The organism is Methylococcus sp. ANG, assembly GCF_040730495.1.
GTDB lineage: Bacteria > Pseudomonadota > Gammaproteobacteria > Methylococcales > Methylococcaceae > Methylococcus.
This window is the reverse complement of record NZ_CP160399.1, coordinates 3,557,962-3,579,209: the sequence shown is the minus strand read 5'-3', so window position 1 is coordinate 3,579,209 and position 21,248 is coordinate 3,557,962. Positions and strand designations below refer to the sequence as shown.

Here is a 21,248-nt window from a genome sequence, read left to right as displayed (position 1 = left end):
GCCAACCTTCCAGTCCGACCCGTTTAGGATTCACGATGAAAAGAATTTTCAACGCCCTTGCCCTGGGCCTCGTCTACGCCGCAACCCCGGCGGGAGCCGTCGAAATCGTCCCCGCCGACGGCATCACCTACGCCGCGAAATTCGTCTTCCAGAAAAAGGACACCAAGTCCGGCGCCCCGGCGCTCTCGGTCCATTCCGGCCAGACCATCGGCACCCCCGGCGACGGCGGCTCGCCCGCCAGCATCCCGACCACCAAGTCCATGGCTTGGTGCGACCCGGCGACCAATCCGCCGGCCGGCGCCGTACCCGGAACCTGCTATGGCTGGGCCATGCATTCGCAATGGTTCCTCATCGACCTGAGCGGCCTGAAGGCGCAGGGCCTGACCAAGCTCAACGTCACCATCAACGCCAAGCGCTATATCGGCAGCGACCCGGCCAAGAGCGACCTGATCCCGGCGCTCACTGTCTGGCGCGGCAACCAGAACCAGGGGCCGCACCTGCACTGGTATCCGAACCAGTTCCAGACCACACCTCCGTTCTGGGGCTGGCTGCTCAGCCCGTGGACCGACAAAACGAACCCGGGCTACATGTCGGCTAACGGTGTCGGTCCGCAGACCGTGGCCAGCGTCAACGGTGTTTTCAAACTCAAGGGCAGGAAAGAAGACTGGCTGACCGTGGCCGTGGGCGGAGACGCCCAGCACGGCGACCCCAGCCAGAAGCACGACGTCTATTTCCAGCTCGAGGTGGACGTCAAGCAGGCCTCGAGCGGCGGTGGCGGCGGCACTGTCATCGACCCCAACGGCTGCACCGTTGGCAAGACCTGCTGGCATCCGCCGATGAGCCATTGCATGAACGTGGACCTGTGCAACCTGCCGCAGTATCAAGGCCAGTGCCAGTGCTACTGAGGCCGTAAGTTTTCGGGATACATGGACGTATCCCACCTTGAGAAGCGGCCCGCCGCTTCCTCCAGACAGGCAAGAATAAGCCTGAACCGCCACCTCCCGGACCAAACCGGCCCGACCCGGGCCATTCCCGGCCGCCTGCGCGCATCGAGCCCGCCGGCGGGTCTGTCCGCTATCAATGGTACAATGCCGTGCTTTCATCCTCTCGACACCTTGCCTCGCTCGCCGCCGCCCTTGCGCTGGCGGCGGCGCTGAACACCGCCTTTTTCGACGAACCCGCGCCGGATTCCCCGATGCTCGGCCACGGGGACGTTGCCGCCCTCCGTTCCGTCCTGGACCGATGGAAAACCCGGCATGAGCGGCGGGGCGACGCGGAGACACTGAAGGTTTCCCTGGTCCATTCCCCCGCGCTCTCGGCCGGCGGGGCGCAGGCCCGCGGCGAGCTGCGCCTCGACATGCTGACGGGCGCCCTGGAGGTGAAGGCACGCGGCTTGCCGGCGGAGGGAAATTACGAGGTCTGGCTGGCGGACAACCGCGGCGGCGCCAGCCAGGCGGTGACGCCCGAGGCCGGCGATCGCCTGATCGGGCTGGGCACGCTGGCGCGGACGGCGGACGGCTGGGCGGTGCTGCGCACCACCCTCGATCGGGCGTCCCTTGCCGGCTTCGAACTCGACCAGGCCATCATCGCCCGCGGCGGGGAAGCCCCGGGACGCGGCGGCCTCCTGTTCGGCGCCCCGAATCTCATGCAGCGCGCCTATTTTTCCTCCCAGCCCTGGAGCCTGACGGCGAAGGGGGACGAGCCGCGGCCGGCCGCCGGCCCCGCCCTGCCCTTCGCCTTCCTGCTGCCGAAGGCCGCGGTCGCGCAAACTTCGGCGGCGGACGCGGCCAGCCTGGAACTGCTCATCGCCCGCGGCCGGCAAATCTTCGTCGAGGAAACCTTCGACGGCAACGGCCGCACCTGCGCGACCTGCCACCGGCCGGACAACAACCACACCATCGATCCGCGCTACATCGCCAAGCTGCCCCCCTCCGACCCGCTGTTCGTCGCCGAGTACAACCCGGATCTCAAGGAACTGGAGAAACCCGCCCTGCTGCGGCAGATGGGCCTGATCCTGGCCAACGTCGACGGTTTCGACAAACCGGGCGTCATGCGCAGCGTCCCCTATCTGCTGGGCCTTGCCACGTCCATGGAGGTCGAGGTCTGCGCCGAACACGGCGGCAAGGGCGAATTCTGCGAGGACGAGGCCTTCGCCCATGCCCTGGGCTGGTCCGGCGACGGCTCGCCGGGCACCGGTTCGCTGCGGGAATTCGCCCTGGGCGCCATCACCCAGCACATGCCGAAGACCCTGAACCGCATTCCGCAGGTCGATTTCCGCCTTCCCACGGACGAGGAACTGACCGCGCTGGAAGCCTACATGCTGTCCTTGGGACGCAGCGAGGACATCGATCTTTCCAAGCTCAGCTTCAACTCCCCCCTGGTCCAGCAGGGCAAGCTGCTGTTCGACGTCAAGGAGAACCCCGTGAGGAACGGCGAAGTGATCCTGGGAGAAACGGCCAACTGCAACGGCTGCCACCAGAACGCCGGCGCCAACAGTTCGACCACCAAGGCCAACCCGACCCGCGACACGGGGGTGGAGAACATGCGCAGTCCCCCCGCCTTCCTGCTCGACCCCGGCCTCGCCGTGGACGGCGGTTTCGGCAAGAACGAGCAGGTCAGTTGCGGCTTCAGCCAGGACCACCCCTGTTACGGCACCGGCCGCTTCAACACCCCCCCGCTGATCGAGGCCGCCGACACCGCGCCGTTCTTCCACAACAACAGCGTGAACACGCTGGAAGAAGCGATCGCCTCCTACAACGGCGACTCCTTCAACCTCTCGCCGGGCGCGAAGACCTCGTCCGGAAAGGACCGGCGGGTCAAGCTCGAATCGTCCCAGGTCACCGCCATCGCGCTGTTCCTGCGCACACTGAACGCCGTGGAGAACATCCGCAGTTCGAACAGCCTGTCCAGGAAATCCATGGCCCTGCGCGGCAAGAAAGCCAAGGAAACGCTGAAACTCGCCATGGCCGACACCGAGGATGCCATCGAAGTCCTGCAAGGCGGGGTACTGCTCCCCTACCCCGAAGCCCTGGCCCGGCTGGAAGAGGCACTGGCCCTGGAAAAGAAGGCGCTGCACACGGAAATCGGCCCGATGCGGAACCTGCGCCTGCACAAGGCGATCGCGCTCAAGCTGCAGGCCAAGGCGTTGATGGTGACGGAGCAGCCTTGAGGATTAAGCGCGGTTGGGAAACGTCGGCATACTCTTGCATTTCAAGGGGAGATTTCAGATGGCTCCGCATCAGACTATGATCTTCTGAAGCGCGATTCAGCGATGCAAGAGTAAGCTTTGAACCATGCCCGAAATTTCCCGTTTTCTTGGCATCGTGATAGGGATGTACTGGAGCGATCACGCGCCCCCTCGCTTTCATGCCAAATACAGCGGCTATGAAATTACCGTTGACATCGAAACCGGGATCGTTCGAGGCGAGTTTCCGAAACGGGCATTGCGCGCAGTATTGGATTGGCTCGACCTGCATCAGGACGAATTGCTGGCCGACTGGGAACTGGCGCAGCGCGATGAGCCGCTGAACCCCATCCAGCCCTTGGAGTAACCGATATGTTCCTGCATACGAAGGAAGTCAGAGCATTGGACAACTTCCGGTTGTACGTCGCTTTCAATAATGGAGAAGCGGGCGAAATCGACTTGCGGCATCGCCTGACCGGAACGATGTTCTCCCCCTTGAGAGACCCAAAACTTTTTGCCACGGCTCACCAGCACCCGGATTTGGAAACCGTGGCTTGGGCGAACGGTGCCGACCTGGCACCGGAGTATTTGTTGGAACTGCTTAGACAGCAGAGAGGCAAAGCTGCTTAAGCCCGGACCCGGAATGCCGAGCCGGCGAGCATGTTTCGCAGTAGATTGAAGAATGTAGGGTGGATAAGCGAAGCGCATCCACCCAACCCCATCGATTCATGAAATCCGGCGATGCTCCCTCGTCCCCATCATTCCAATTCCAGACCTGAAATGTGCGGCTCGTCACTGCCCCACGCCGGTTCATACCAGCCTTTTGCCACCGCCTTCTTGAAACTGGACCAAGGCCAATCGATCGGCCGTCGAGCCAAACCATGTTTGACGGGGTTGTAATGGACGTAATCCATGTGCCGGCGTCAATCTTCTTCGTCACGGATGACATGTTCCCAGAATCGGCGCTGCCATACCGGGCGTTTGTTGCGGAGATTGGTGACCGGGTCTAACTGCCGCGATGCGATTTTCTTGATCTCCCGCCAGCGTCCGGAATAGTCGTCATCTCCTGTCGGCAGGCGCCAGATGCAATGGAGGTGATCCGGCATGACGACGATGGCCTCGATCTCGAAGGGACGGGCAGTTTTCACCTTCGCAAATGCGGCCCGCAGGATTTGGATGGCAGACTCATCGGCGAAATACGGCGTTCTGTCGTGCGTGACCACGGTGAAGAAGAAGGTTCCTCCGGCGATTTTGGCTCTTCGGTAGTTGCTCATCGGTGTTTGTCTGGTGGATGCGCTTCGCTTATCCACCCTACCTGCTGACCGGCGAGCCTGTTCCGCAGCATCTACTCCTGAACCGTCGCCAGAGACAGCCGGTTGACCCCGGCCTTGTGGGCGGTGGCGAGCACCTTGGCGACGACGGCATAGGACACCGCCTGGTCGGCGTGGACGATGTACAGGCCTTCCGGATTCTGCTGCACCTGATCCCGGAGCTTGGCTTCCAACTGCGCCAGGTCGGCGATCTCGGTCTTGTCCAGCACGATGCGTCCCTGGGCGTCGATGCCGATCGGGGTCGATTGGTTGTCGTCCGAGGCGGCCACCGCGCCGGTCTTGGGCAGGTTGACGTTCATGCTCTGGGTCAGCAGCGGCGCCGTCACCAGGAACACGATCACCAGCACCAGCATGACGTCGACCAGCGGGGTGACGTTGATCTCGCTCATCACTTCGTCGTTGTCGCCCCCGGTTTTCATGGCCATGGCGTCTCTCCTTCACTCGCCCTGAGCGTAGCCGAAGGGGCTCAGCGCTTGGGCAAGACCGCGAAGCCAGCATGGATCTTCTCGGAAGTATGCAGCGTCAACACCACGGTCTCGTCGACAAACAGAACGGCGGTGCCGCGATACCCGGCATTTCCGGAAAAGGCCTGTAGGCTCGGATGCTTTTCCGCGGATCGACGGAGCACTTCGCAAACACACCCACCGTATTGTGACGGTTGGCGGCATGAACCTGGACGTGCAATAGATTACCCAACACATCGACCACGATGTGGCATTCTTTTCGACTGCACTCAGGGCAGGTGCACCCATTCACTTTTTTTGCCGCCATTGATCCCGCGGTCTTCGCTGTCGTATTGGGCTTTGACGCTTTGCGCGTCAATGATGCCGTAGCTGGGGCGAAGGCCTCTGCCGTTCTTTTCCGCCACTGCCGATTCAAGTCGTCCAACGCGCGCTCCCATACACTTTGGTTCCGGCGGCTGACATGGTCGCACACCGTTTTCCAAGGGGGAAATTGTGGGGCAGTTGCCGCCATTGGACACCCGTTTTTACCAAGTACAGAATGACATCTATGATCCGTTTACGCGACTGCCTGCTTCCACTACTGCGCCGAACGTTGGGCTGGAAATAGCGTTCAATCCGCCCCCCCAATTTGTGCTCGTTCAAATCACTCGGATAACTCAACGGCTTCATCTCTTTGTCCAGATGTATTGACTATACTACATCTTATTTTTCAAGACAGGTTCGAAGCCTTGGTCAGGGGCAGGCTTCCGCGGGATCGCGTATTGACTCCCAGAGATTTGACAGTTAGTAAGGACAGCTTGCAAAATGGTCAAATTGCCTCAATACTGGCGTCCCTAGCCCGGGCCACGAAAACCTCCGAGGAAGACCGCGAGATCAAAAACTTCCTACAGACGGAGATGTATCCAGCGTCGGCCGCGGCCGGGCTTGTCGAAGTGCTGCGGCCTCGCCTGGCCGCTGGGCCATCACGCTGGAACCACAAACGGGTGTAGCGGACCTCCACGGACCTCTGATTGAATAAGCGCAAGGTGCGCCATCGGGTGCCTCAGCGAAAATGGCACACTAATCGCGCCTACGTGCCCCAACAGGGCTCGATCATGGAGTTAACGGCAATAGAGTTGCTTCCGTTGAACTAAATGGATTTGCTGTGATATAAAATGATTAACAACAATCGAATGATGTCAGCCAATGATTTTTGAAAAGTTCATGGAAGAAACCAGTGAGCGTACCGTCAGAGCCCTGATCGGAATGAGTAAGGCTCAATTCGCCAAGCTTTGCCCTATCTTTGAGGAGGCCTATGCGGAGATTCAGCAAGAACGCGTTCAGCAAGGCGAAATAAAACGGGTACCCAAAGGTGGTCATGTGGGCTATCTCGATCGGATAGATAAGAAGCTGTTCTTCATTTTGCATTACCTCAAGACCTACTGTACCTTCGATGTCCTGGGCTTTCATTTTGGCTTCAGCTCGGGACACGCGCATCGCCATGTGGCGCAACTTCTGCCCGTGTTACGGCGCAGCCTGGCGAAACTTGATCTGCTGCCCGAGCGGGAGCTGACGACCCCGGGAGAGATGATGAAGCTGATTGAAAAATATGGAGATATCATCATTGACGGGGTGGAATGCAGTTGCGTCGGGCCGCAGGATGACGATCAGCAGAAAGCCCACTATAGCGGTAAAAAAAACGCCATACGGTTAAAACCCTAATCATTTCGACCCTTGCACGGCAAATTTTGTTCGTTGGAAATATCGTGGCCGGCAGTGTTCATGATTATGCGCTGATGAAGCGATGGTTCGATCCTGCCTTATCATGGTTTGACGGTGCCGATGTCTGGTTGGATTTGGGGTTCTTGGGGGCCGCTTCCGATTATGGGAATAAAGCCAGAATTCACCTGCCTCATAAGAAACCCAGAGCCTCCAAGAACAATCCTCATCCCGCGTTGGCAGATCAACAAAGGCGCGAGAACAAAAAGCAAGCGCGAACTCGCATCTCCGTCGAACACTCCATTGGAGGAATGAAGACCTTTCATTGCTTGATGCATCGCATTAGAAACCGACTCAGTATATTCATAGATAGCTTTTTCGGGCTTGGTGCTGGCCTTTGGAATCTAAAAATTTCTTTGTAATCATGCGGTTATCATCGGAAACAACTCTAATATGCTAAGCAACTGGCGCGTAGTTCCAACTCTAAATCTCACCGATGAATTCCATAGGAAGGCGCTCGCCCTCGAAGTGGACATATCGTTACCTACCACCAGAGTAATTTTAGTTTTTTGACCAAATCAAAATCCACCCAAAGCTGACCGGCTGAAAGCCGGTGGTTTGAACCGCATGACGGAAAATCAACGTACACAACTCTAATGCTGCTCCTAAAAAATGCAATACCCCAAAGATATCGCGCCGATATCGACGGGCTGCGCGCCGTCGCAGTACTATCTGTTGTCGGATTCCATATCTTTCCAGAACGCGTTACGGGCGGATTTGTCGGCGTCGACATTTTCTACGTTATATCTGGATATCTAATTTCCACCATAATATTCTCCGCTATCCAAACTGACAAATTCAGTTTTGTCGAGTTTTACAGTCGCCGCATCCGACGAATATTCCCTGCATTGCTAGTAGTATTATCTGCGTCATTTGCTATTGGTTGGCATATATTGCTAGCAGACGAATACAAGCAACTAGGGAAACACATTGCTGGTGCTGCGGCATTTATATCAAACTTCATACTATGGCGCGAAAGCGGCTATTTTGATACCTCCACAACAACGAAGCCATTACTACACTTATGGAGCCTTGGAATAGAAGAACAGTTCTACATCGCATGGCCTCTCTTACTTGTATTGACATCGAAAAAAAGGATCAATCCTCAGTTAATAATCATTTTAACCACAACGATTTCATTTTCATTCAACATCGCCATATATCAAAGCAGCCCTGTAGAAGACTTTTACTCCCCCAAAACTAGATTTTGGGAGTTGGCGAGCGGTTCTCTCCTTGCTTCCTCTGCATTCTATAAAAACCCATTTTCCGAGCGCTTCTACTGTGCGTTAGAGGGCCACCTTAACAAGGCTCTTCACTTACCCCAAAAACATACAGCACGAGGAGCATTGCGCAATTTTCAATCTATTCTCGGGGTAACGCTAATCGTCATTAGTGTATTCAATATCACCAAACAAAATGAATTCCCTGGCATCTTAGCGACAATACCTGTTATTGGTACCATATTTGTTATTTCAGCAGGGGCGGATACATGGCTAAATCGCTTTCTTTTGTCAAACCGAGTTGCGGTTTGGTTCGGCACAATAAGTTATCCCCTATATTTGTGGCATTGGCCACTACTGGCGTTTACGTACATCGTAGAGAACTCTATCCCGGGATATTTTGTCCGAATCGCGACGGCCGTGATCTCTATCGCACTAGCTTGGGCTACATACACGATAATTGAACGACCGATACGCTTCGGAACACAACCCAAGAAAAAAACAATCGTCTTGTTTTCGCTGATGAGCCTTGTTGGCTTTACAGGATGTCTAACATACTTGACAGAAGGGATACCAGATAGGTTATTTGTAGAACAGCACAATACGATTTCGGAGGCAGTAAGCGATTGGAAATGGCCGGCAGGCCTGAACAAATTTGAAAATGATGGGCTCGTTCTTTACGGGAATTCTACACAACCCCCAAAGATACTAATTGTCGGTGACTCCCATGTTATGCAATTCGGCCCCAGAGTTGTGCATCTCGGACAAAATACTAAGATGCCGCCCGTAGCGTTCATGACAGACATAGGATGCCCGCTAGTGCCTTTTGTATTTGATGACGAGAGACATCAACACTGTAGACCTTTTGTGGACAAATTTCGTGAGCTCTTGAAGAAATCGCTCGATATACGAAAGATCGTTATAGGGGGATGCTGGAATTGCTACTTCATTGATCAAACCAAGCCATCCGGACTAGTACACCACCCCCAAACTTTTAAACTTGTCAATGACCCACAAAATTTCTACTACGAAAAGAGCGGGGCTAGGTTCCTATTTAGAGGCTCCGACGGCAAGAAATTAGCGATCGCCTCGCTCAAGGAAATGCTTGCAGATCTCTCAAAAAACTATTCTGTCTATTTGCTCCTTGATAATCCCAATGGTGAATTCTTCAATCCGCGCAATATATTACGGAACAGACTAAATATTACAAGACGCATTGAGACTGATACAATCAACCTTTCTCAGGAACAACTCAACCTAAATAATGAGCTGCGGTCAATTGCTCTAGGCGCTGGCGCAAGAGTTGTTGACCAGATCCGCGATTTATGCCCCAATAATAAGTGTTTCCGGCTCGACAAATTTGGGCGCCCAATTTACAAAGATGAAAATCATCTTCGATCCAGCTTTGTAATTGAAACCAAGAGTAGGCTCGACGATGTCTTTCTGGAATAATTTATCCATAGATCAAAATGTAACTACAAATATTAACTTTTCCCACATCCAAAGGCAGATGAAATACATTATACGTTATAATAGATACACAGCATAGCCGGCAACATAATCTATTATGTAGACTGCACAAACTTTTTTTACCAAGAAAAATGATGGGGCAAATGGCCCCGAGTTATTCGTTGAGCGCATCACGAAGATAACTTGACATCATTAGAGTTGTTTCCGATGATAACCGCATAATTACAAATAAATTTTAGATTCCAAAGGCCGGCGCCAAGCCCGAAAAAGCTATCTATGAATATACTGAGTCGGTTTCTAATGCGATGCATCAAGCAATGAAAGGTCTTCATTCCTCCAATGGAGTGTTCGACGGAGATGCGAGTTCGCGCTTGCTTTTTGTTCTCGCGCCTTTGTTGATCTGCCAACGCGGGATGAGGATTGTTCTTGGAGGCTCTGGGTTTCTTATGAGGCAGGTGAATTCTGGCTTTATTCCCATAATCGGAAGCGGCCCCCAAGAACCCCAAATCCAACCAGACATCGGCACCGTCAAACCATGATAAGGCAGGATCGAACCATCGCTTCATCAGCGCATAATCATGAACACTGCCGGCCACGATACTTCCAACGAACAAAATTTGCCGTGCAAGGGTCGAAATGACTAGGGTTTTAACCGTATGGCGTTTTTTTTACCGCTATAGTGGGCTTTCTGCTGATCGTCATCCTGCGGCCCGACGCAACTGCATTCCACCCCGTCAATGATGATATCTCCATGTTTTTCAATCAGCTTCATCATCTCTCCCGGGGTCGTCAGCTCCCGCTCGGGCAGCAGATCAAGTTTCGCCAGGCTGCGCCGTAACACGGGCAGAAGTTGCGCCACATGGCAATGCGCGTGTCCCGAGCTGAAGCCAAAATGAAAGCCCAGGACATCGAAGGTACAGTAGGTCTTGAGGTAATGCAAAATGAAGAACAGCTTCTTATCTATCCGATCGAGATAGCCCACATGGCCACCTTTGGGTACCCGTTTTATTTCGCCTTGCTGAACGCGTTCTTGCGGAATCTCCGCATGGGCCTCCTCAAAGATAGGGCAAAGCTTGGCGAATTGAGCCTTACTCATTCCGATCAGGGCTCTGACGGTACGCTCACTGGTTTCTTCCATGAACTTTTCAAAAATCATTGGCTGACATCATTTTATACGACAGCAAATCCATTTAGTTCAACGGAAGCAACTCTATTAACACAACCATTAGCTACGCTTAAATTAGAATGACATTAAAAGTATTCCACGTCGATCTAGACTATCCTTTAAGTGCTCACCCTAGATACGAATTAGGAAAAAAACCGCATCCAGGGCTCTTAGCGGTATTGGAACGACAGCGTAAACACTATGAGGATGTTATACACTCCTTCAGCAAGTTTGCAGAGCCGCTGTCTAAACTAAACAGACTCCCTCAATCTGTCCAGCTTTCACCCCATGACCTAACCCAACTCTCGCTTAGATATTCCCAAGCAATTCAAGGAAGTCATGAGGCCAACGAATGGTTTATGCCAATAGCAGGGGAAGTTGCTCGGGAAATTAGCCCTTGCTGGTTAAACGGCTGGATTCCAGGATTAGACGGAATGGCTCTTTATGCTTTTATGGCGCTTCAAAAGCCTCAAACTTACATAGAAATTGGTTCGGGGGCCTCCACTAAATTTGTTCACCAAGCTGCTTCGGATTATGGGCTCTCTACCCGAATTATCTCAATCGATCCTCACCCAAGGAGTGAAATCGACAAATTATGTGACACAATAATCCGAACATCGCTCGAAGAAACCGATCTTGTGATATTTGACAATCTCAACGCTGGGGATATGCTTTTTTTTGACGGAACCCATCGATGCTTCGCTAACTCCGATGTCACCGTTTTCTTCTTAGAGGTATTGCCGCGCTTGAAGCCAGGTGTATTGGTCGGAATTCACGATATCTTTTTACCTTATGATTATCCAACGGAATGGGTAAGGAAGGGCTATTCGGAACAATATCTCCTAGCCGCATTGTTACTCGCTAACACATCCATGTTTACCATTGAATTTCCTGCATTATTTATTAGTTACGACAAGCGTTTGAGCCAGCGCATGGAGTCGCTGTGGGAGCAGATTCCTAATGTATTCGAAAAGCACGGCGGAGCGTTTTGGATACGGACCCGTAAACCATGAATAGTTTCAACCACTTCACCAACAGAAGCTATGACCGGATGGCTGAATTGTGACCTCATAGAACATCCACAACTGGGCATCTCGAAAAACCGAGGTCATGTGACAATGCCGCCCCTGAACAACCTGCCTGAGGCGCCCTGATCAGAGAGAGCCTATTCGCCGCGGAGGGACGTGAGGCCAAGCTGGACCGCTTGCCCCCCACGTCAAGATAGTTGCCGCCTCGATAGCTCTGTAACCTAAGGGGGCTGAGAGGTGAAAAATGGCACTATACGGACGAGCATTCAAAGAGCGTGCGGTGGCGCGATTGCTGCCGCCGGAGAGTTCTTCGGTGGAAACGGTATCCCGGGAGATTGGAGTGAGTGTTGATACGCTGGAGCGCTGGCGGTCCGAGGCGTGCCTTCCGTCAGCGCATTTTCCGCTCCGTATGCGAGCTGGCTCCTTCCGGGGAACCGGAATCCGCGCTTCGAGGGCCGTATCCGCTTGCCATCATCCCGAGGACGCCGCCGCCCACAGCCGATTCTGAAGCATCACGAACACGGCTACGTTTGCCGCCACGCCACGGCCGAAATCGAGGATCAGCCGGCGGGCATGGGCGACGAACTTCGCCGCCCGGTACATGATCTCCTGCAGCACGGTCCGGATGCGGCGGCGCTTGGCCGGATGACGGATCGGCGCAATCTCGCCGGTCAGGCCGATCTGTCCCAAGAGACGCAGGCAGTTGTAGGCGAAGGCCGCCAGATGCAGGATCACGTCGTTGGTGTCGAACTTGCCCGAGGGCAGCCGCTCCAGATCGAGGTCGGTCTTGAACTCGGAGTGGAACTGCTCATGCATGCCGTGGTGCTGGTAGAGTTCGATCACTTCCTCGGCGGAACAGGAGAGCGTCGTCCACCAGCCTTCCAGTTCGACCTCCGGGGCCAGCAGGTGTTGGCCCTTCTTGTCGATGGTGCGCTCGACGACCCTGACGATCAGCCGGAAGCTGCGCTTCTCCTTGTGCCAGGCGCGCTCGATGTCCAGCGACAGGAGGGCCTCGCGCTTACCGGGGCGAGTCTCGACCCAGGCCTTCGCCTCCTCGGCGCGCTTGACCCAGGCCGCCTTGTCCTGCTTGCGGGGGTTCCACTTGCAGATGAAGTCGAGGCTTCGCCCCAGCGCGGCTTGCCGGTCTCGCTCCGCGGCCTTGGCGAACAGAAGCTGTGCGCCGTCGAAACCGCTGTCCTCGCGCAGCAGCACGGGCTGATCCGGTTTGACCAGGCGTTCGATGCGCGGAAACAGCCGCTCGTAGAAGTAGTGCGTCTCGAACGCCGAGTGGCGGGACCCTGGCCTCAGTTCCAGCCCGGTGTTCCAGCCTTCGTTGCCGAGATAGGCGGCAATCGGCGTGTAACCGTCGAAGCCCTGATAGGTGCGCGACACCGCTTCCTTCTTCGTGCCACTATTGTCCATGGCGAAGGTATCGATGTCGCAGCAGACATAGCCCTTGTGCGGCGTGATCGGCGCCTCGGTTCGCTCCAGCAGCCTCAGGGAAAGCTCATCGGCCAGATCGCGGATGGCTTCCGCCTTGGCATTCAGACGCTGGCGCAGCCACACGGCTCCGGGCACCTTCGTCAGCCCCAGCGACTCCTTGAAGAAGCGATCATTCCGGAATGGCTCGATGGCTTCGAAGTCGCTCTTGCCCAGACTCAACAGCCCGACCACGCTCTTGACGATGTCCGAGGTACGCATGCCTTGCGACACCGGGATCTTCGGGTCAATGACCGCCTCCACCTGCGCCGCCTGGCAGCACTGGCCAATCAGCGCCAGGCCGGAATACGAGGTCAGGTTGAGCTTGCCGGTCTGGCGTACTTCAAATCGGGGCATGATCAGTTGGGTGAAGAACAATGACGCATCATTGTCTCAATAAATCATACGGTTGGAATTGATCGTGAACAAGCGGAACACGGATTCAGGTACTTTATTCTCGCCTTGTCTAAAGGCAAGCCTGCTGAACCCCTATGACCATGTATCCAAGGGATTCAGCTGACCTTACAGACCATGAGATTACTCTAAAACTCCACACCTATTTTTAGAAGCTTGTCCATGGAAATCCTACGCATTTATTATAGGCCCGGAACTGACGTGGTATATAATATGGAGCCCAGGTGTTACCAATGGCGTAACCTTGCGCGCTATTGGATGTAGCCAAAGCAAGGGCAGAATTAAACTCGCTTAAAGATATTTGCCTTATATCAACATCATTACTCGACGCCCCCCAAAATATTTGCGGACTTCCCCAGTCATATATAGCATCTGCGCCATAAAGAATATCGCCGTCTGCCGACGCTCCAGTGAATGAAAACTGCCCTGTTAGGCCCGGCATGTTCCCAGACAACGTACCGATCTCGTGAAAAAACATCACGCCTCGTTCTACGAGAACTGTGCTCTGCGCTGGATACGTGATTGGTGGTGGGCTTGAAGGCTTTGACATATAATTCCCCGCTGTAGCAGCACCGAAGAACCTCCATGCCCCCAACACACTGTCCCAAGTGCGACTGTTCATCGCTGGCCAGATGTTACATTCTTGATCAAAATGCCAGCATACCCCGTTATAAACTGTTCCGGACGAATTTCTATACTCGTGACATGCACCCCAAACACGATCTTGTGGCGGTCCATTTTCCGCTATGGCCCAGTAGGTCATACCGGCATCAACGCTTGCGTACGCAACTTGCCCCCCGATAACCAAGCCCCCAAAAATAAGAGCAATGTATTTTCGCATCTCGATACCTTTCAAAAATCCCAGTTTAAAAGAGCCGTACACGCACCAGTTGGCGCACTCGTTTTTGCTGAATTTAAAGCGGACGCCCATTGGCTAGCTGATATAACTTTGAATGTTCCTCCAAATTGCTGATCAATAGTGACGCTGTCGCTAGCCCATTGAGAATCAATGCGACCACTATATGTTCCATTTGTTGAGTCAGTCATTATTACGGTTGGATATGCAATAGCTAGCTTGCGCCCTGGATATCCATTCGCCTTAAATGTATTCCCGCGCTGGGCCCATACATATATTTGAGAACCAGGATCACTCGGACCCTGGTAAATGTAGGTGGCGCTAGGATTTAGATTGCATCCAGCATCAAAATCCCAGCATTCTCCATATGAATCTGTCTGACTATTTGTGTTACGCCAGATGCGGCATTTGCTATATATGGTCTGCTTATTACGTCCAGATGTGTCTACATACTTGTAATAAGTATATCCGGAGTCGGCGAAATTTGCAGGTATTGCTTTGCAATTTACAGCGAATACAACCAAGCATAAAAATAATGAAACACAATGGAATGATTTAAACATTTGCGCTCCTGTATCATAAGTTGTCGCTTTCAGACTAAACCCTCAAAATACCGTTCATGCCTTCTCTCAAGCAAGAACAACATAACTAGATAGATATTGACCATTCGAAATACAAATGGGAACCGCAAAACACTGTTACCACAGTAGCATGACCCCGCCAGATGTCAATATTTTCCATAGACGCGCCTTATTAGCCAACCCCTAAGTCGTCTCTATTTGGTTTAAGGGAACCTCTAAAAATCCGAATTCCATGCTCTCCGATTCGTTCGTACCGGAAAAATTCAGGTTTTCGCGCCCAGGACGGCAAAATTCGGGGTTGATCCGGTCCGCAACGGCCTGTTGCGGGGGTATTTCCCCCGTTTCAGGCCACAGCGGGCAGACCGATCCCGTCCGGGCTTGCCGCCCGGCGGGCCTGCCTTCTGACTTCGTTCGCCGTCAACTGCACCAGACGCTTCATGTTGTAAGCCAGGTTCAGCAGGCCCACCTTCACCCGTGCTCGCTCCAGGCCGATGGTCCGGACGATGTGTCCGTCCATGGCGGCCTGGGCGCCGAAGATGTGTTCCACCCGCGCCCGTACCTTGGATTTGTTGCGGTTCGACGCGGTTTGTTCTTCCGTCAGCGGGGCGGCGCGGGTGCCTTTTTCGTGGATTTGGCTGACCATCCCCGCTTCGGCCAGACGCTCTTCGTGTTTTTCCGAGCGGTAGGCGCTGTCGGCATACACCGGGCGCTTATGGCCTTCGGCATCGGTGGTTTCCGTATCCAGCAGGTCTTCGAAAACCTGGCTGTCGTGGACGTGGGCGGGCGTGACGCTGTAGTCCTGGATCAGCTTGGTGGCCGCGTCGGCGTTGATGTGGTTTTTGTAGCCGTAATGGGTCTCGTGGTTCTTCTTGGTCCAGCGGGCCTCCGTGTCCTTTTGCCGCCGCATGGGGGCGTTCTCGTCATCGTCCCAGCCCTCGGGAATCTCTCCCGCCTTGATCCGGGCGTTCTCTTCCCGGCTGTTGCGCTGGCGCGGCGCTTCGATGAAGGTCGCGTCGATCATCTGCCCGGTTTTGGCCACATAGCCGCGCCGCGCCAGTTGCTCGTTAAAACGGCCAAACAGCACCTCGACCAGACCCAAGGCTTTCAGCCGTTCGCGGAACAGCCACACGGTCTTGGCATCCGGCACCCGGTGTTCCATCCGCAGCCCCAGGAAACGCATGAAGCTCAGCCGATCGCGGATCTGATATTCCAGTCCGTCGTCGGAGAGGTTGTAGAGATGTTGCAGGATCAGTACCTTGAACATCAGCACCCCGTCAAAGGGTTTGGCCCCGGCGTTACTCTTGCGCTCCTTCTCGTGAACCCGGTTGAGATCGGCCCGAAAATCCTCAAAGTCGATTTCCGCCTTGAGCTTGACCAAAGGATCGCCCAAGGCGGTGAGTTGGGCGGCACGCTCGTCGAGATCAAACAGGCCGGGCTGGCGGTGGAAGTTCATGCGGCAATCTCAGTGGCAGGGCTATCCCGGTATTTTCTCAAAGGGACGGTGCAAGGGGGAATTTTTAGAGGTGCCCTTAATGGATCTGAGTCCGCGCTCATCGCCATGAGCCTCAATTGAAATCATGCACATAGCCGCTGTTCGATAATCATTCTGGTTGAACTGTATTCTTTGATATCTGATTGCTTTATATGGTAACCCGCGAACATTCGGCGGGTTCACGTGATAGTTAAAAAAAGAATTCCACTGTTTACTTGCCCTCACCCAACTCTCTCCCAAAGGTAGATGGCTCGTTGTATGAAATTATTTTCTCTATGCTTACTTAGTAAACCCGAGCCAGAAATGCTGACCGGCGAGCATGTTCCGCAGCATCTACTCCTGAACCGTCGCCAGAGACAGCCGGTTGACCCCGGCCTTGTGGGCGGTGGCGAGCACCTTGGCGACGACGGCATAGGACACCGCCTGGTCGGCGTGGACGATGTACAGGCCTTCCGGATTCTGCTGCACCTGATCCCGGAGCCTGGCTTCCAACTGCGCCAGGTCAGCGATCTCGCTCTTGTCCAGCACGATGCGTCCCTGGGCGTCGATGCCGATCGGGGTCGATTGGTTGTCGTCCGAGGCGGCCACCGCGCCGGTCTTGGGCAGGTTGACGTTCATGCTCTGGGTCAGCAGCGGCGCCGTCACCAGGAACACGATCACCAGCACCAGCATGACGTCGACCAGCGGGGTGACGTTGATCTCGCTCATCACTTCGTCGTTGTCGCCCCCGGTTTTCATGGCCATGGCGTCTCTCCTTCACTCGCCCTGAGCGTAGCCGAAGGGGCGGCCGGCGGTTTCGGCGGCGACCAGGTGCAGGAAGTCTTCGGCGAAGATTTCCAGCGCCTGCTGTCGGCGGCGCGATTGCCGCATCAGGAAGTTGTAGGCCAGCACCGCGGGCACCGCGACGGCGATGCCGATGGCGGTGGCGATCAGCGCTTCGCCGATCGGGCCGGCCACCACGTCCAGGCTGGCCTTGCCGCTTTTGCTGATGTCCTGCAGGGCATGCATGATGCCCCAGACGGTGCCGAACAGCCCCACGAAAGGCGCCGTCGAACCGATGCTCGCGAGTACGGTGAGCCCCAGATCCGACAGGCGGGACTCGCGCTCCAGTTGCCGTTTCAGTTTCCGCTCCAGGGTCGCCACCAGATCCCCGCGGTGCTTCAAACTGGGGGCGCCGTTCCCGTTGCCGCTGTCGAACACCTGGAAACCCGCGCTCGCCAGCCTGTGCAAGGGACAGATGCCGGCCTCCCCCATCCTCAGCCGCGCCTCGTCGAGCGTGGCCGCACTCCAGAATTTCTCCTCGAACAGGCGGTTGCCCACCGCGTGCCGCCAGTATTGCCCCCCTTTCAGCAGGATGACGGTCCAGGTCAGGACGGAAAACGAGATCAGCACCCAGAGGGTGATGTTGATGATGAGGGTGGAAGTATCGGTGACCATGATTCCTGCCAGTGCTGTCAACGAGTCAGAGAGAATTCGAGCGGCACCACGACCCAACTGGCCACCGCCTTGCCGCCCTTGGTGGCCGGGACGAAGCGCCAGCGGCGGACCGTTTCCATCGCGGACTCGTCGAGGATGTCGTGGCCGCTGCTGTTTTGCAGCTCGACTTCCGCAGGAAGGCCGGTGGGCATGACGTGAACCTTCATCGTCACCTTCCCCTGCCAGCGCTGCTTCCTGGCGAATGCCGGGTAGTCGGGTACGGGATTGTGCAGATAGTTCGCGCTGAAATTCGCGGGAGTCGATGCGGGTACGGACGTACCGCTCCCGCTTGCCACGCCTTCGCCGCGCGCGGCGGACGAGGTTTCGGAAGACGGCGCGGCAGACTCGCTCCGCGGCGCGGCGTCCCCCACCGTCCGCTCGGGCTGGACCGGGAGCGGCTTGGGCAGGGTCCTGGCCACGGGCTTCGGCTTGGCGACGGGCTTGGGTTTGGGCGGGGTGACCGGCTTGGGCGGCGCGGTCGGCGCCGGCGCGGGCTGGGCGGCGGGCTCCGCCGGCTTCGGCGCCGGGGCGATCATTTCCAGCGACACCTCGATGGGCTGCGACGGCCGCGCTTCCGGTTCCAGCAGCTTCAACTGCCGGTAACTCCACCAAACACCCAGATGCGCCAGGCACACGATCAGCAGAATCGCAACGCCGGGGCGATACAGGGAGTCAGCTCCGCTGCTATTCGAGTCGGTCTGGGCAAGGGGAACTGCGGCCATGGCTGCTGCGGCGAGACGCCCGCTCAGAACTCCAAGTTCAACGAGATGTATACCGACCGGCCGATGGCCGGGAGCCTGACCACGGCTTTCGCCTTATCGCTTTCGACGATGTCCACGCCGCCCAGCGGATGGTAGTAGAGTTTGTTGAGCAGGTTGTCGGCGCCCACGTCCACTCTCAGGTGCTCGCGCTGGTAGCTGGTCCGCAGGTTGAGCAGCACATAGCCCGGCGTGGTCGGTTCCGCATAGCTCTGGGCCACCGCCGTCTTGCTGTCCACCAGGTTCACCGAAATCGCGCTATCCACCACGGCCGAACCGGCGGGGATGCTGTGCTCCAGCGACACGGTCGCGTTCAGCGGCATCATGTGGTAGAGGTTGACCGAATTCGGCGCCAGAAAGCCGTTGACCGGCCAGAATTGCTGATTGTTATTGCACAAGCTCGCCAGTGAGGTCCCCACGTAGGGGCAGCCCATGGAACGCTGGCCGTCGTTGCCCACGCCGCGCACGTAGGCCGCGACCACCTTCGCCGCGAAGCTGCCGGCGGGCGATTCCGGCAGGAAGGCGTAGCGGGCCGAGAAGTCGCCGCCGTACATGTCGGCATGGCTCAGATTGACGAACTGCATGCCGTGGAAGCCGTTGGCCTGCTGCGTGATCTGTTGGCCGTAGATGTAGTCGTTCACCCGCGTGTAATAGGGCGTCAGAGTCACGCTCCAGACCTGCTGCTGTTCGTCGTGCCAGTTGGCGGTGAAAGTCGCCGTGTAGGCCGCCTCGGGATTGAGGTTCAGATTCCCCAAGTAGCCGTTGCCGTCGCCGAACCAGGTGATCATCGAGTTGGTGCCCCACCAGGCGTACCGCTCGTACAGGTTGGGGGAGCGCTGCTTACGCGAGAGGCCCAGTTCGTAGCGGCTGTTGGCATCCGGCGTGAAAGCGGCCGTGGCGGTGGCGTCGAAGTTGTGATCGACCCGCGAGCGGTTGGCGGCGTTGAAGGGCGTGGCCCAGATGGTGTAAATGGGATCGTTGTCATAGCCCTGGACCCGGCCAGTGTTCATCCACACCATGTCGTTGCGCACGCCGAGCTGGGTCAGCCATTCCTTGTTCCAGTTCGCCTCCCACTCGGCGAAAGTGCCGAGGCGGTTGCGCTGGCCGTTGTTGATGCTCAAGAAATCCTGCGGCTGAAAGACCGGCTGGCCCGGCCACCAGTCCTGCAGACCTTGCTGGAAGTATTCGCTGCCGACCCGCACGGTATGGACGTCATCCACCGGCAGATGCGCCCGCAGCCGGTAACCCAGGTCGGACCCGTCGGCCTTCATTGGCATGAAACCGCCGCGTTCCGGCAGCATATCCATCAGATGCCAGGTGGAATGGTAGTAAACCCGCGCATCCAGCTTGCCCCAGTCGAAGCTGTTCTCGTAGCTGAAGCCGCCGAGCAGGCCGGTGTTCTCGGCCATGTCCATGCGCTGGTTCGGGAAGCCTTGGTAGGGAATGTACTGGCCGGTCACGTCCGCCGAGAAGAAGCCGTTGTCGAGCCTGGTCGAAGCCCGCAGGTTCATGTTGGTGCTCAGGTACCGGGTCGGCAATACCGTCGGACCGCCGTTGCCCGCCATGTAATTGTTGCCCTTGGCCCAGGAACCGCCGTAGTCGAAAGCGAAGTCTTCGCTGGAGATGGAGCCGCTGAAGTTGTTGCCGAAGGTGTCGCTGTTGCTGCGGAACATGCCGCCCAGTTTGCCGGTATAGGCCATCTGCCCAGCCTTGGCGAAACCCGGCGCCACCGGATCGACCGAAATGGTTCCGCCGATGGAGTCGCCGCCCTGGCTGACCGGCGTGACCCCGGCCATGATCGAGGCCTTGCCGACCGAAGCCGGCGCGACGTAGGACAGCGGCGGGTTCATGTGATTGGCGCAGGCGGAGGTGATGTTCATGCCGTTGACCAGCACCTTCACCCGGTCGTCCGCCATGCCGTGGATCGCCGGCAGACTGGAGACGCCGCCGCCGGTGTACAGGCTCACCCCCGGCACGTCCTTGAACATGCTGGCGGTGTCCGTGGTCTGCGCCTTCTTTTCCTCCAGCTCCTCCTCGGGAAGATCCGTCGTTTCCGGAGAAACCTCGTCCTCTTCGCCGTAGACGGTGATCTTGTCGAGTTCCACGACGTCCTCCGCCGCCTCGGCGAAGCCGACTCGAAGAGCAGCGGAGCTGAAAGCGAAGAGGAGCGGCGCCAGCACCCACGCATCACGGCGAAGCCGGGAACGGCGAGCGCCGGCTGCCGGCAAACCTGAATCTGAATGCGTATTCATGTGTTTCCTGGACCTGATGACGAATCGGCTTCAATGCTTTACAAGTTCCGCGCCACTCACACCCCAGGGTCCCACGCGGCACCCGCGGCCGCTCGCGAGCCGCCGCCAAGCCGCCGAACCTTCCGACCTTCGGGACGGCGAGGACGGATGCAAATCAGCGGTTTGCGTTCCCACCGCCAGTTTCCACCCCTTGCCGTCCGGGCGGGCCGGAGCGGCGGGCGATGGCTCGTCTCGGCTCTGGCCCCGCAAAAGTGCGCCATATCGCGCACAAAACTGTGTGATTTAACCCACCCCGTTTTCGAAATACAGAACACCCTGTA

At 56.6% G+C, this 21,248-nt stretch carries 20 protein-coding genes and 2 pseudogenes; 9 read left to right on the top strand and 13 right to left on the bottom strand.

Annotation, left to right across the window (positions count from 1 at the left end):
- Positions 1 to 35: 35 nt before the first annotated feature.
- The 4 genes from ABZN20_RS17445 (at position 36) to ABZN20_RS17430 (ending at position 3,814) form a co-directional block, all read left to right on the top strand.
- Positions 36 to 905 carry a hypothetical protein gene (locus ABZN20_RS17445; protein ID WP_218805699.1) on the top strand — a complete coding sequence of 290 codons (870 nt, stop codon included), beginning with the start codon at positions 36 to 38 and terminating at the stop codon, positions 903 to 905.
- Positions 906 to 1,093: 188 nt separating this feature from the next.
- A complete protein-coding gene (locus tag ABZN20_RS17440) occupies positions 1,094 to 3,169 on the top strand; it encodes a hypothetical protein (RefSeq protein WP_218805698.1) in 2,076 nt (691 codons plus the stop codon).
- Between the two features lie 124 nt (positions 3,170 to 3,293).
- Positions 3,294 to 3,551: a DUF4160 domain-containing protein gene (locus tag ABZN20_RS17435; RefSeq protein ID WP_218805697.1), complete on the top strand. Its 258-nt coding sequence runs from the start codon at positions 3,294 to 3,296 to the stop codon at positions 3,549 to 3,551.
- 5 nt (positions 3,552 to 3,556) lie between these two features.
- On the top strand, positions 3,557 to 3,814 hold the full coding sequence (locus tag ABZN20_RS17430) for a DUF2442 domain-containing protein (RefSeq protein WP_218805696.1): 258 nt from the start codon (positions 3,557 to 3,559) through the stop codon (positions 3,812 to 3,814).
- Positions 3,815 to 3,942: 128 nt separating this feature from the next.
- Here the strand turns inward: ABZN20_RS17430 and ABZN20_RS17425 are convergent.
- The 4 genes and pseudogenes from ABZN20_RS17425 to ABZN20_RS17410 form a co-directional block, all read right to left on the bottom strand.
- Positions 3,943 to 4,458 (bottom strand): annotated as a pseudogene (locus ABZN20_RS17425) (REP-associated tyrosine transposase).
- Positions 4,459 to 4,529: 71 nt separating this feature from the next.
- Positions 4,530 to 4,940, bottom strand: coding sequence for an ExbD/TolR family protein (locus tag ABZN20_RS17420; RefSeq protein ID WP_367026090.1), 411 nt, complete (start codon positions 4,938 to 4,940; stop codon positions 4,530 to 4,532).
- Positions 4,941 to 5,248: 308 nt separating this feature from the next.
- Complete coding sequence (locus tag ABZN20_RS17415; protein WP_218809170.1) at positions 5,249 to 5,416, bottom strand: hypothetical protein; 168 nt, start codon at positions 5,414 to 5,416, stop codon at positions 5,249 to 5,251.
- Positions 5,391 to 5,648: a transposase gene (locus tag ABZN20_RS17410; protein ID WP_218805695.1), complete on the bottom strand. Its 258-nt coding sequence runs from the start codon at positions 5,646 to 5,648 to the stop codon at positions 5,391 to 5,393. Before ABZN20_RS17410 ends, ABZN20_RS17415 begins: the two co-directional genes overlap by 26 nt.
- A gap of 516 nt (positions 5,649 to 6,164) precedes the next feature.
- On the opposite strand from ABZN20_RS17410, the gene ABZN20_RS17405 reads away from it, so the two are divergent.
- From ABZN20_RS17405 to ABZN20_RS17395, 3 genes are all read left to right on the top strand, one after another.
- Positions 6,165 to 6,680, top strand: coding sequence for a helix-turn-helix domain-containing protein (locus tag ABZN20_RS17405; RefSeq protein WP_367026089.1), 516 nt, complete (start codon positions 6,165 to 6,167; stop codon positions 6,678 to 6,680).
- Between the two features lie 26 nt (positions 6,681 to 6,706).
- Positions 6,707 to 7,099, top strand: a complete 393-nt coding sequence (locus ABZN20_RS17400; RefSeq protein ID WP_367026088.1) for a transposase family protein — start codon at positions 6,707 to 6,709, stop codon at positions 7,097 to 7,099.
- Positions 7,100 to 7,333: 234 nt separating this feature from the next.
- On the top strand, positions 7,334 to 9,409 hold the full coding sequence (locus tag ABZN20_RS17395; protein WP_218805694.1) for an acyltransferase family protein: 2,076 nt from the start codon (positions 7,334 to 7,336) through the stop codon (positions 9,407 to 9,409).
- A gap of 188 nt (positions 9,410 to 9,597) precedes the next feature.
- Here ABZN20_RS17395 and ABZN20_RS17390 read toward each other — a convergent pair whose 3' ends face one another.
- Together ABZN20_RS17390 and ABZN20_RS17385 are read right to left on the bottom strand one after the other, a co-directional pair.
- On the bottom strand, positions 9,598 to 10,041 hold the full coding sequence (locus ABZN20_RS17390; RefSeq protein WP_367026087.1) for a transposase family protein: 444 nt from the start codon (positions 10,039 to 10,041) through the stop codon (positions 9,598 to 9,600).
- A 26-nt stretch (positions 10,042 to 10,067) separates the two neighbouring features.
- A complete protein-coding gene (locus tag ABZN20_RS17385; RefSeq protein WP_367026086.1) occupies positions 10,068 to 10,583 on the bottom strand; it encodes a helix-turn-helix domain-containing protein in 516 nt (171 codons plus the stop codon).
- 89 nt (positions 10,584 to 10,672) lie between these two features.
- Between ABZN20_RS17385 and ABZN20_RS17380 the strand changes: the two genes are divergently transcribed.
- Both ABZN20_RS17380 and ABZN20_RS17375 read left to right on the top strand, forming a co-directional pair.
- The gene (locus ABZN20_RS17380) at positions 10,673 to 11,605 is read left to right on the top strand and encodes a class I SAM-dependent methyltransferase (RefSeq protein ID WP_218805692.1); all 933 of its coding nucleotides are present in this window, start codon (positions 10,673 to 10,675) and stop codon (positions 11,603 to 11,605) included.
- A 259-nt stretch (positions 11,606 to 11,864) separates the two neighbouring features.
- Positions 11,865 to 11,999 (top strand): annotated as a pseudogene (locus ABZN20_RS17375) (transposase); the annotation flags it as partial.
- Between the two features lie 92 nt (positions 12,000 to 12,091).
- Here the strand turns inward: ABZN20_RS17375 and ABZN20_RS17370 are convergent.
- The 7 genes from ABZN20_RS17370 to ABZN20_RS17340 all read right to left on the bottom strand — a co-directional run bounded on the left by ABZN20_RS17370 (position 12,092) and on the right by ABZN20_RS17340 (position 20,928).
- A complete protein-coding gene (locus ABZN20_RS17370; protein WP_367026085.1) occupies positions 12,092 to 13,456 on the bottom strand; it encodes an IS1380 family transposase in 1,365 nt (454 codons plus the stop codon).
- Between the two features lie 909 nt (positions 13,457 to 14,365).
- Entirely contained in the window at positions 14,366 to 14,932 is a 567-nt protein-coding gene (locus tag ABZN20_RS17365; RefSeq protein WP_367026084.1) for a hypothetical protein, read from the bottom strand.
- Positions 14,933 to 15,293: 361 nt separating this feature from the next.
- Positions 15,294 to 16,403, bottom strand: a complete 1,110-nt coding sequence (locus ABZN20_RS17360) for an IS5 family transposase (RefSeq protein WP_367025449.1) — start codon at positions 16,401 to 16,403, stop codon at positions 15,294 to 15,296.
- Between the two features lie 372 nt (positions 16,404 to 16,775).
- Positions 16,776 to 17,186, bottom strand: coding sequence for an ExbD/TolR family protein (locus ABZN20_RS17355; RefSeq protein ID WP_218805688.1), 411 nt, complete (start codon positions 17,184 to 17,186; stop codon positions 16,776 to 16,778).
- 12 nt (positions 17,187 to 17,198) lie between these two features.
- Positions 17,199 to 17,879 carry a MotA/TolQ/ExbB proton channel family protein gene (locus tag ABZN20_RS17350; RefSeq protein WP_218805687.1) on the bottom strand — a complete coding sequence of 227 codons (681 nt, stop codon included), beginning with the start codon at positions 17,877 to 17,879 and terminating at the stop codon, positions 17,199 to 17,201.
- A 17-nt stretch (positions 17,880 to 17,896) separates the two neighbouring features.
- Positions 17,897 to 18,640 carry an energy transducer TonB gene (locus tag ABZN20_RS17345; protein WP_367026083.1) on the bottom strand — a complete coding sequence of 248 codons (744 nt, stop codon included), beginning with the start codon at positions 18,638 to 18,640 and terminating at the stop codon, positions 17,897 to 17,899.
- Positions 18,641 to 18,663: 23 nt separating this feature from the next.
- Entirely contained in the window at positions 18,664 to 20,928 is a 2,265-nt protein-coding gene (locus tag ABZN20_RS17340) for a TonB-dependent receptor (protein WP_367026082.1), read from the bottom strand.
- Positions 20,929 to 21,248 lie beyond the last annotated feature (320 nt).

What these genes read in the sequence shown, in the direction of transcription:
- ABZN20_RS17445 (WP_218805699.1), top strand. Translation starts at nt 36, where the DNA reads ATGAAAAGAATTTTCAACGCCCTTGCCCTGGGCCTCGTCTACGCCGCA.
- ABZN20_RS17435 (WP_218805697.1), top strand. Translation starts at nt 3,294, where the DNA reads ATGCCCGAAATTTCCCGTTTTCTTGGCATCGTGATAGGGATGTACTGG.
- ABZN20_RS17430 (WP_218805696.1), top strand. Translation starts at nt 3,557, where the DNA reads ATGTTCCTGCATACGAAGGAAGTCAGAGCATTGGACAACTTCCGGTTG.
- ABZN20_RS17420 (WP_367026090.1), bottom strand. Translation starts at nt 4,940, where the DNA reads ATGGCCATGAAAACCGGGGGCGACAACGACGAAGTGATGAGCGAGATC.
- ABZN20_RS17415 (WP_218809170.1), bottom strand. Translation starts at nt 5,416, where the DNA reads ATGGGAGCGCGCGTTGGACGACTTGAATCGGCAGTGGCGGAAAAGAAC.
- ABZN20_RS17410 (WP_218805695.1), bottom strand. Translation starts at nt 5,648, where the DNA reads ATGAAGCCGTTGAGTTATCCGAGTGATTTGAACGAGCACAAATTGGGG.
- ABZN20_RS17405 (WP_367026089.1), top strand. Translation starts at nt 6,165, where the DNA reads ATGATTTTTGAAAAGTTCATGGAAGAAACCAGTGAGCGTACCGTCAGA.
- ABZN20_RS17395 (WP_218805694.1), top strand. Translation starts at nt 7,334, where the DNA reads ATGCTGCTCCTAAAAAATGCAATACCCCAAAGATATCGCGCCGATATC.
- ABZN20_RS17385 (WP_367026086.1), bottom strand. Translation starts at nt 10,583, where the DNA reads ATGATTTTTGAAAAGTTCATGGAAGAAACCAGTGAGCGTACCGTCAGA.
- ABZN20_RS17380 (WP_218805692.1), top strand. Translation starts at nt 10,673, where the DNA reads ATGACATTAAAAGTATTCCACGTCGATCTAGACTATCCTTTAAGTGCT.
- ABZN20_RS17370 (WP_367026085.1), bottom strand. Translation starts at nt 13,456, where the DNA reads ATGCCCCGATTTGAAGTACGCCAGACCGGCAAGCTCAACCTGACCTCG.
- ABZN20_RS17365 (WP_367026084.1), bottom strand. Translation starts at nt 14,932, where the DNA reads ATGTTTAAATCATTCCATTGTGTTTCATTATTTTTATGCTTGGTTGTA.
- ABZN20_RS17360 (WP_367025449.1), bottom strand. Translation starts at nt 16,403, where the DNA reads ATGAACTTCCACCGCCAGCCCGGCCTGTTTGATCTCGACGAGCGTGCC.
- ABZN20_RS17355 (WP_218805688.1), bottom strand. Translation starts at nt 17,186, where the DNA reads ATGGCCATGAAAACCGGGGGCGACAACGACGAAGTGATGAGCGAGATC.
- ABZN20_RS17350 (WP_218805687.1), bottom strand. Translation starts at nt 17,879, where the DNA reads ATGGTCACCGATACTTCCACCCTCATCATCAACATCACCCTCTGGGTG.
- ABZN20_RS17345 (WP_367026083.1), bottom strand. Translation starts at nt 18,640, where the DNA reads ATGGCCGCAGTTCCCCTTGCCCAGACCGACTCGAATAGCAGCGGAGCT.
- ABZN20_RS17340 (WP_367026082.1), bottom strand. Translation starts at nt 20,928, where the DNA reads ATGAATACGCATTCAGATTCAGGTTTGCCGGCAGCCGGCGCTCGCCGT.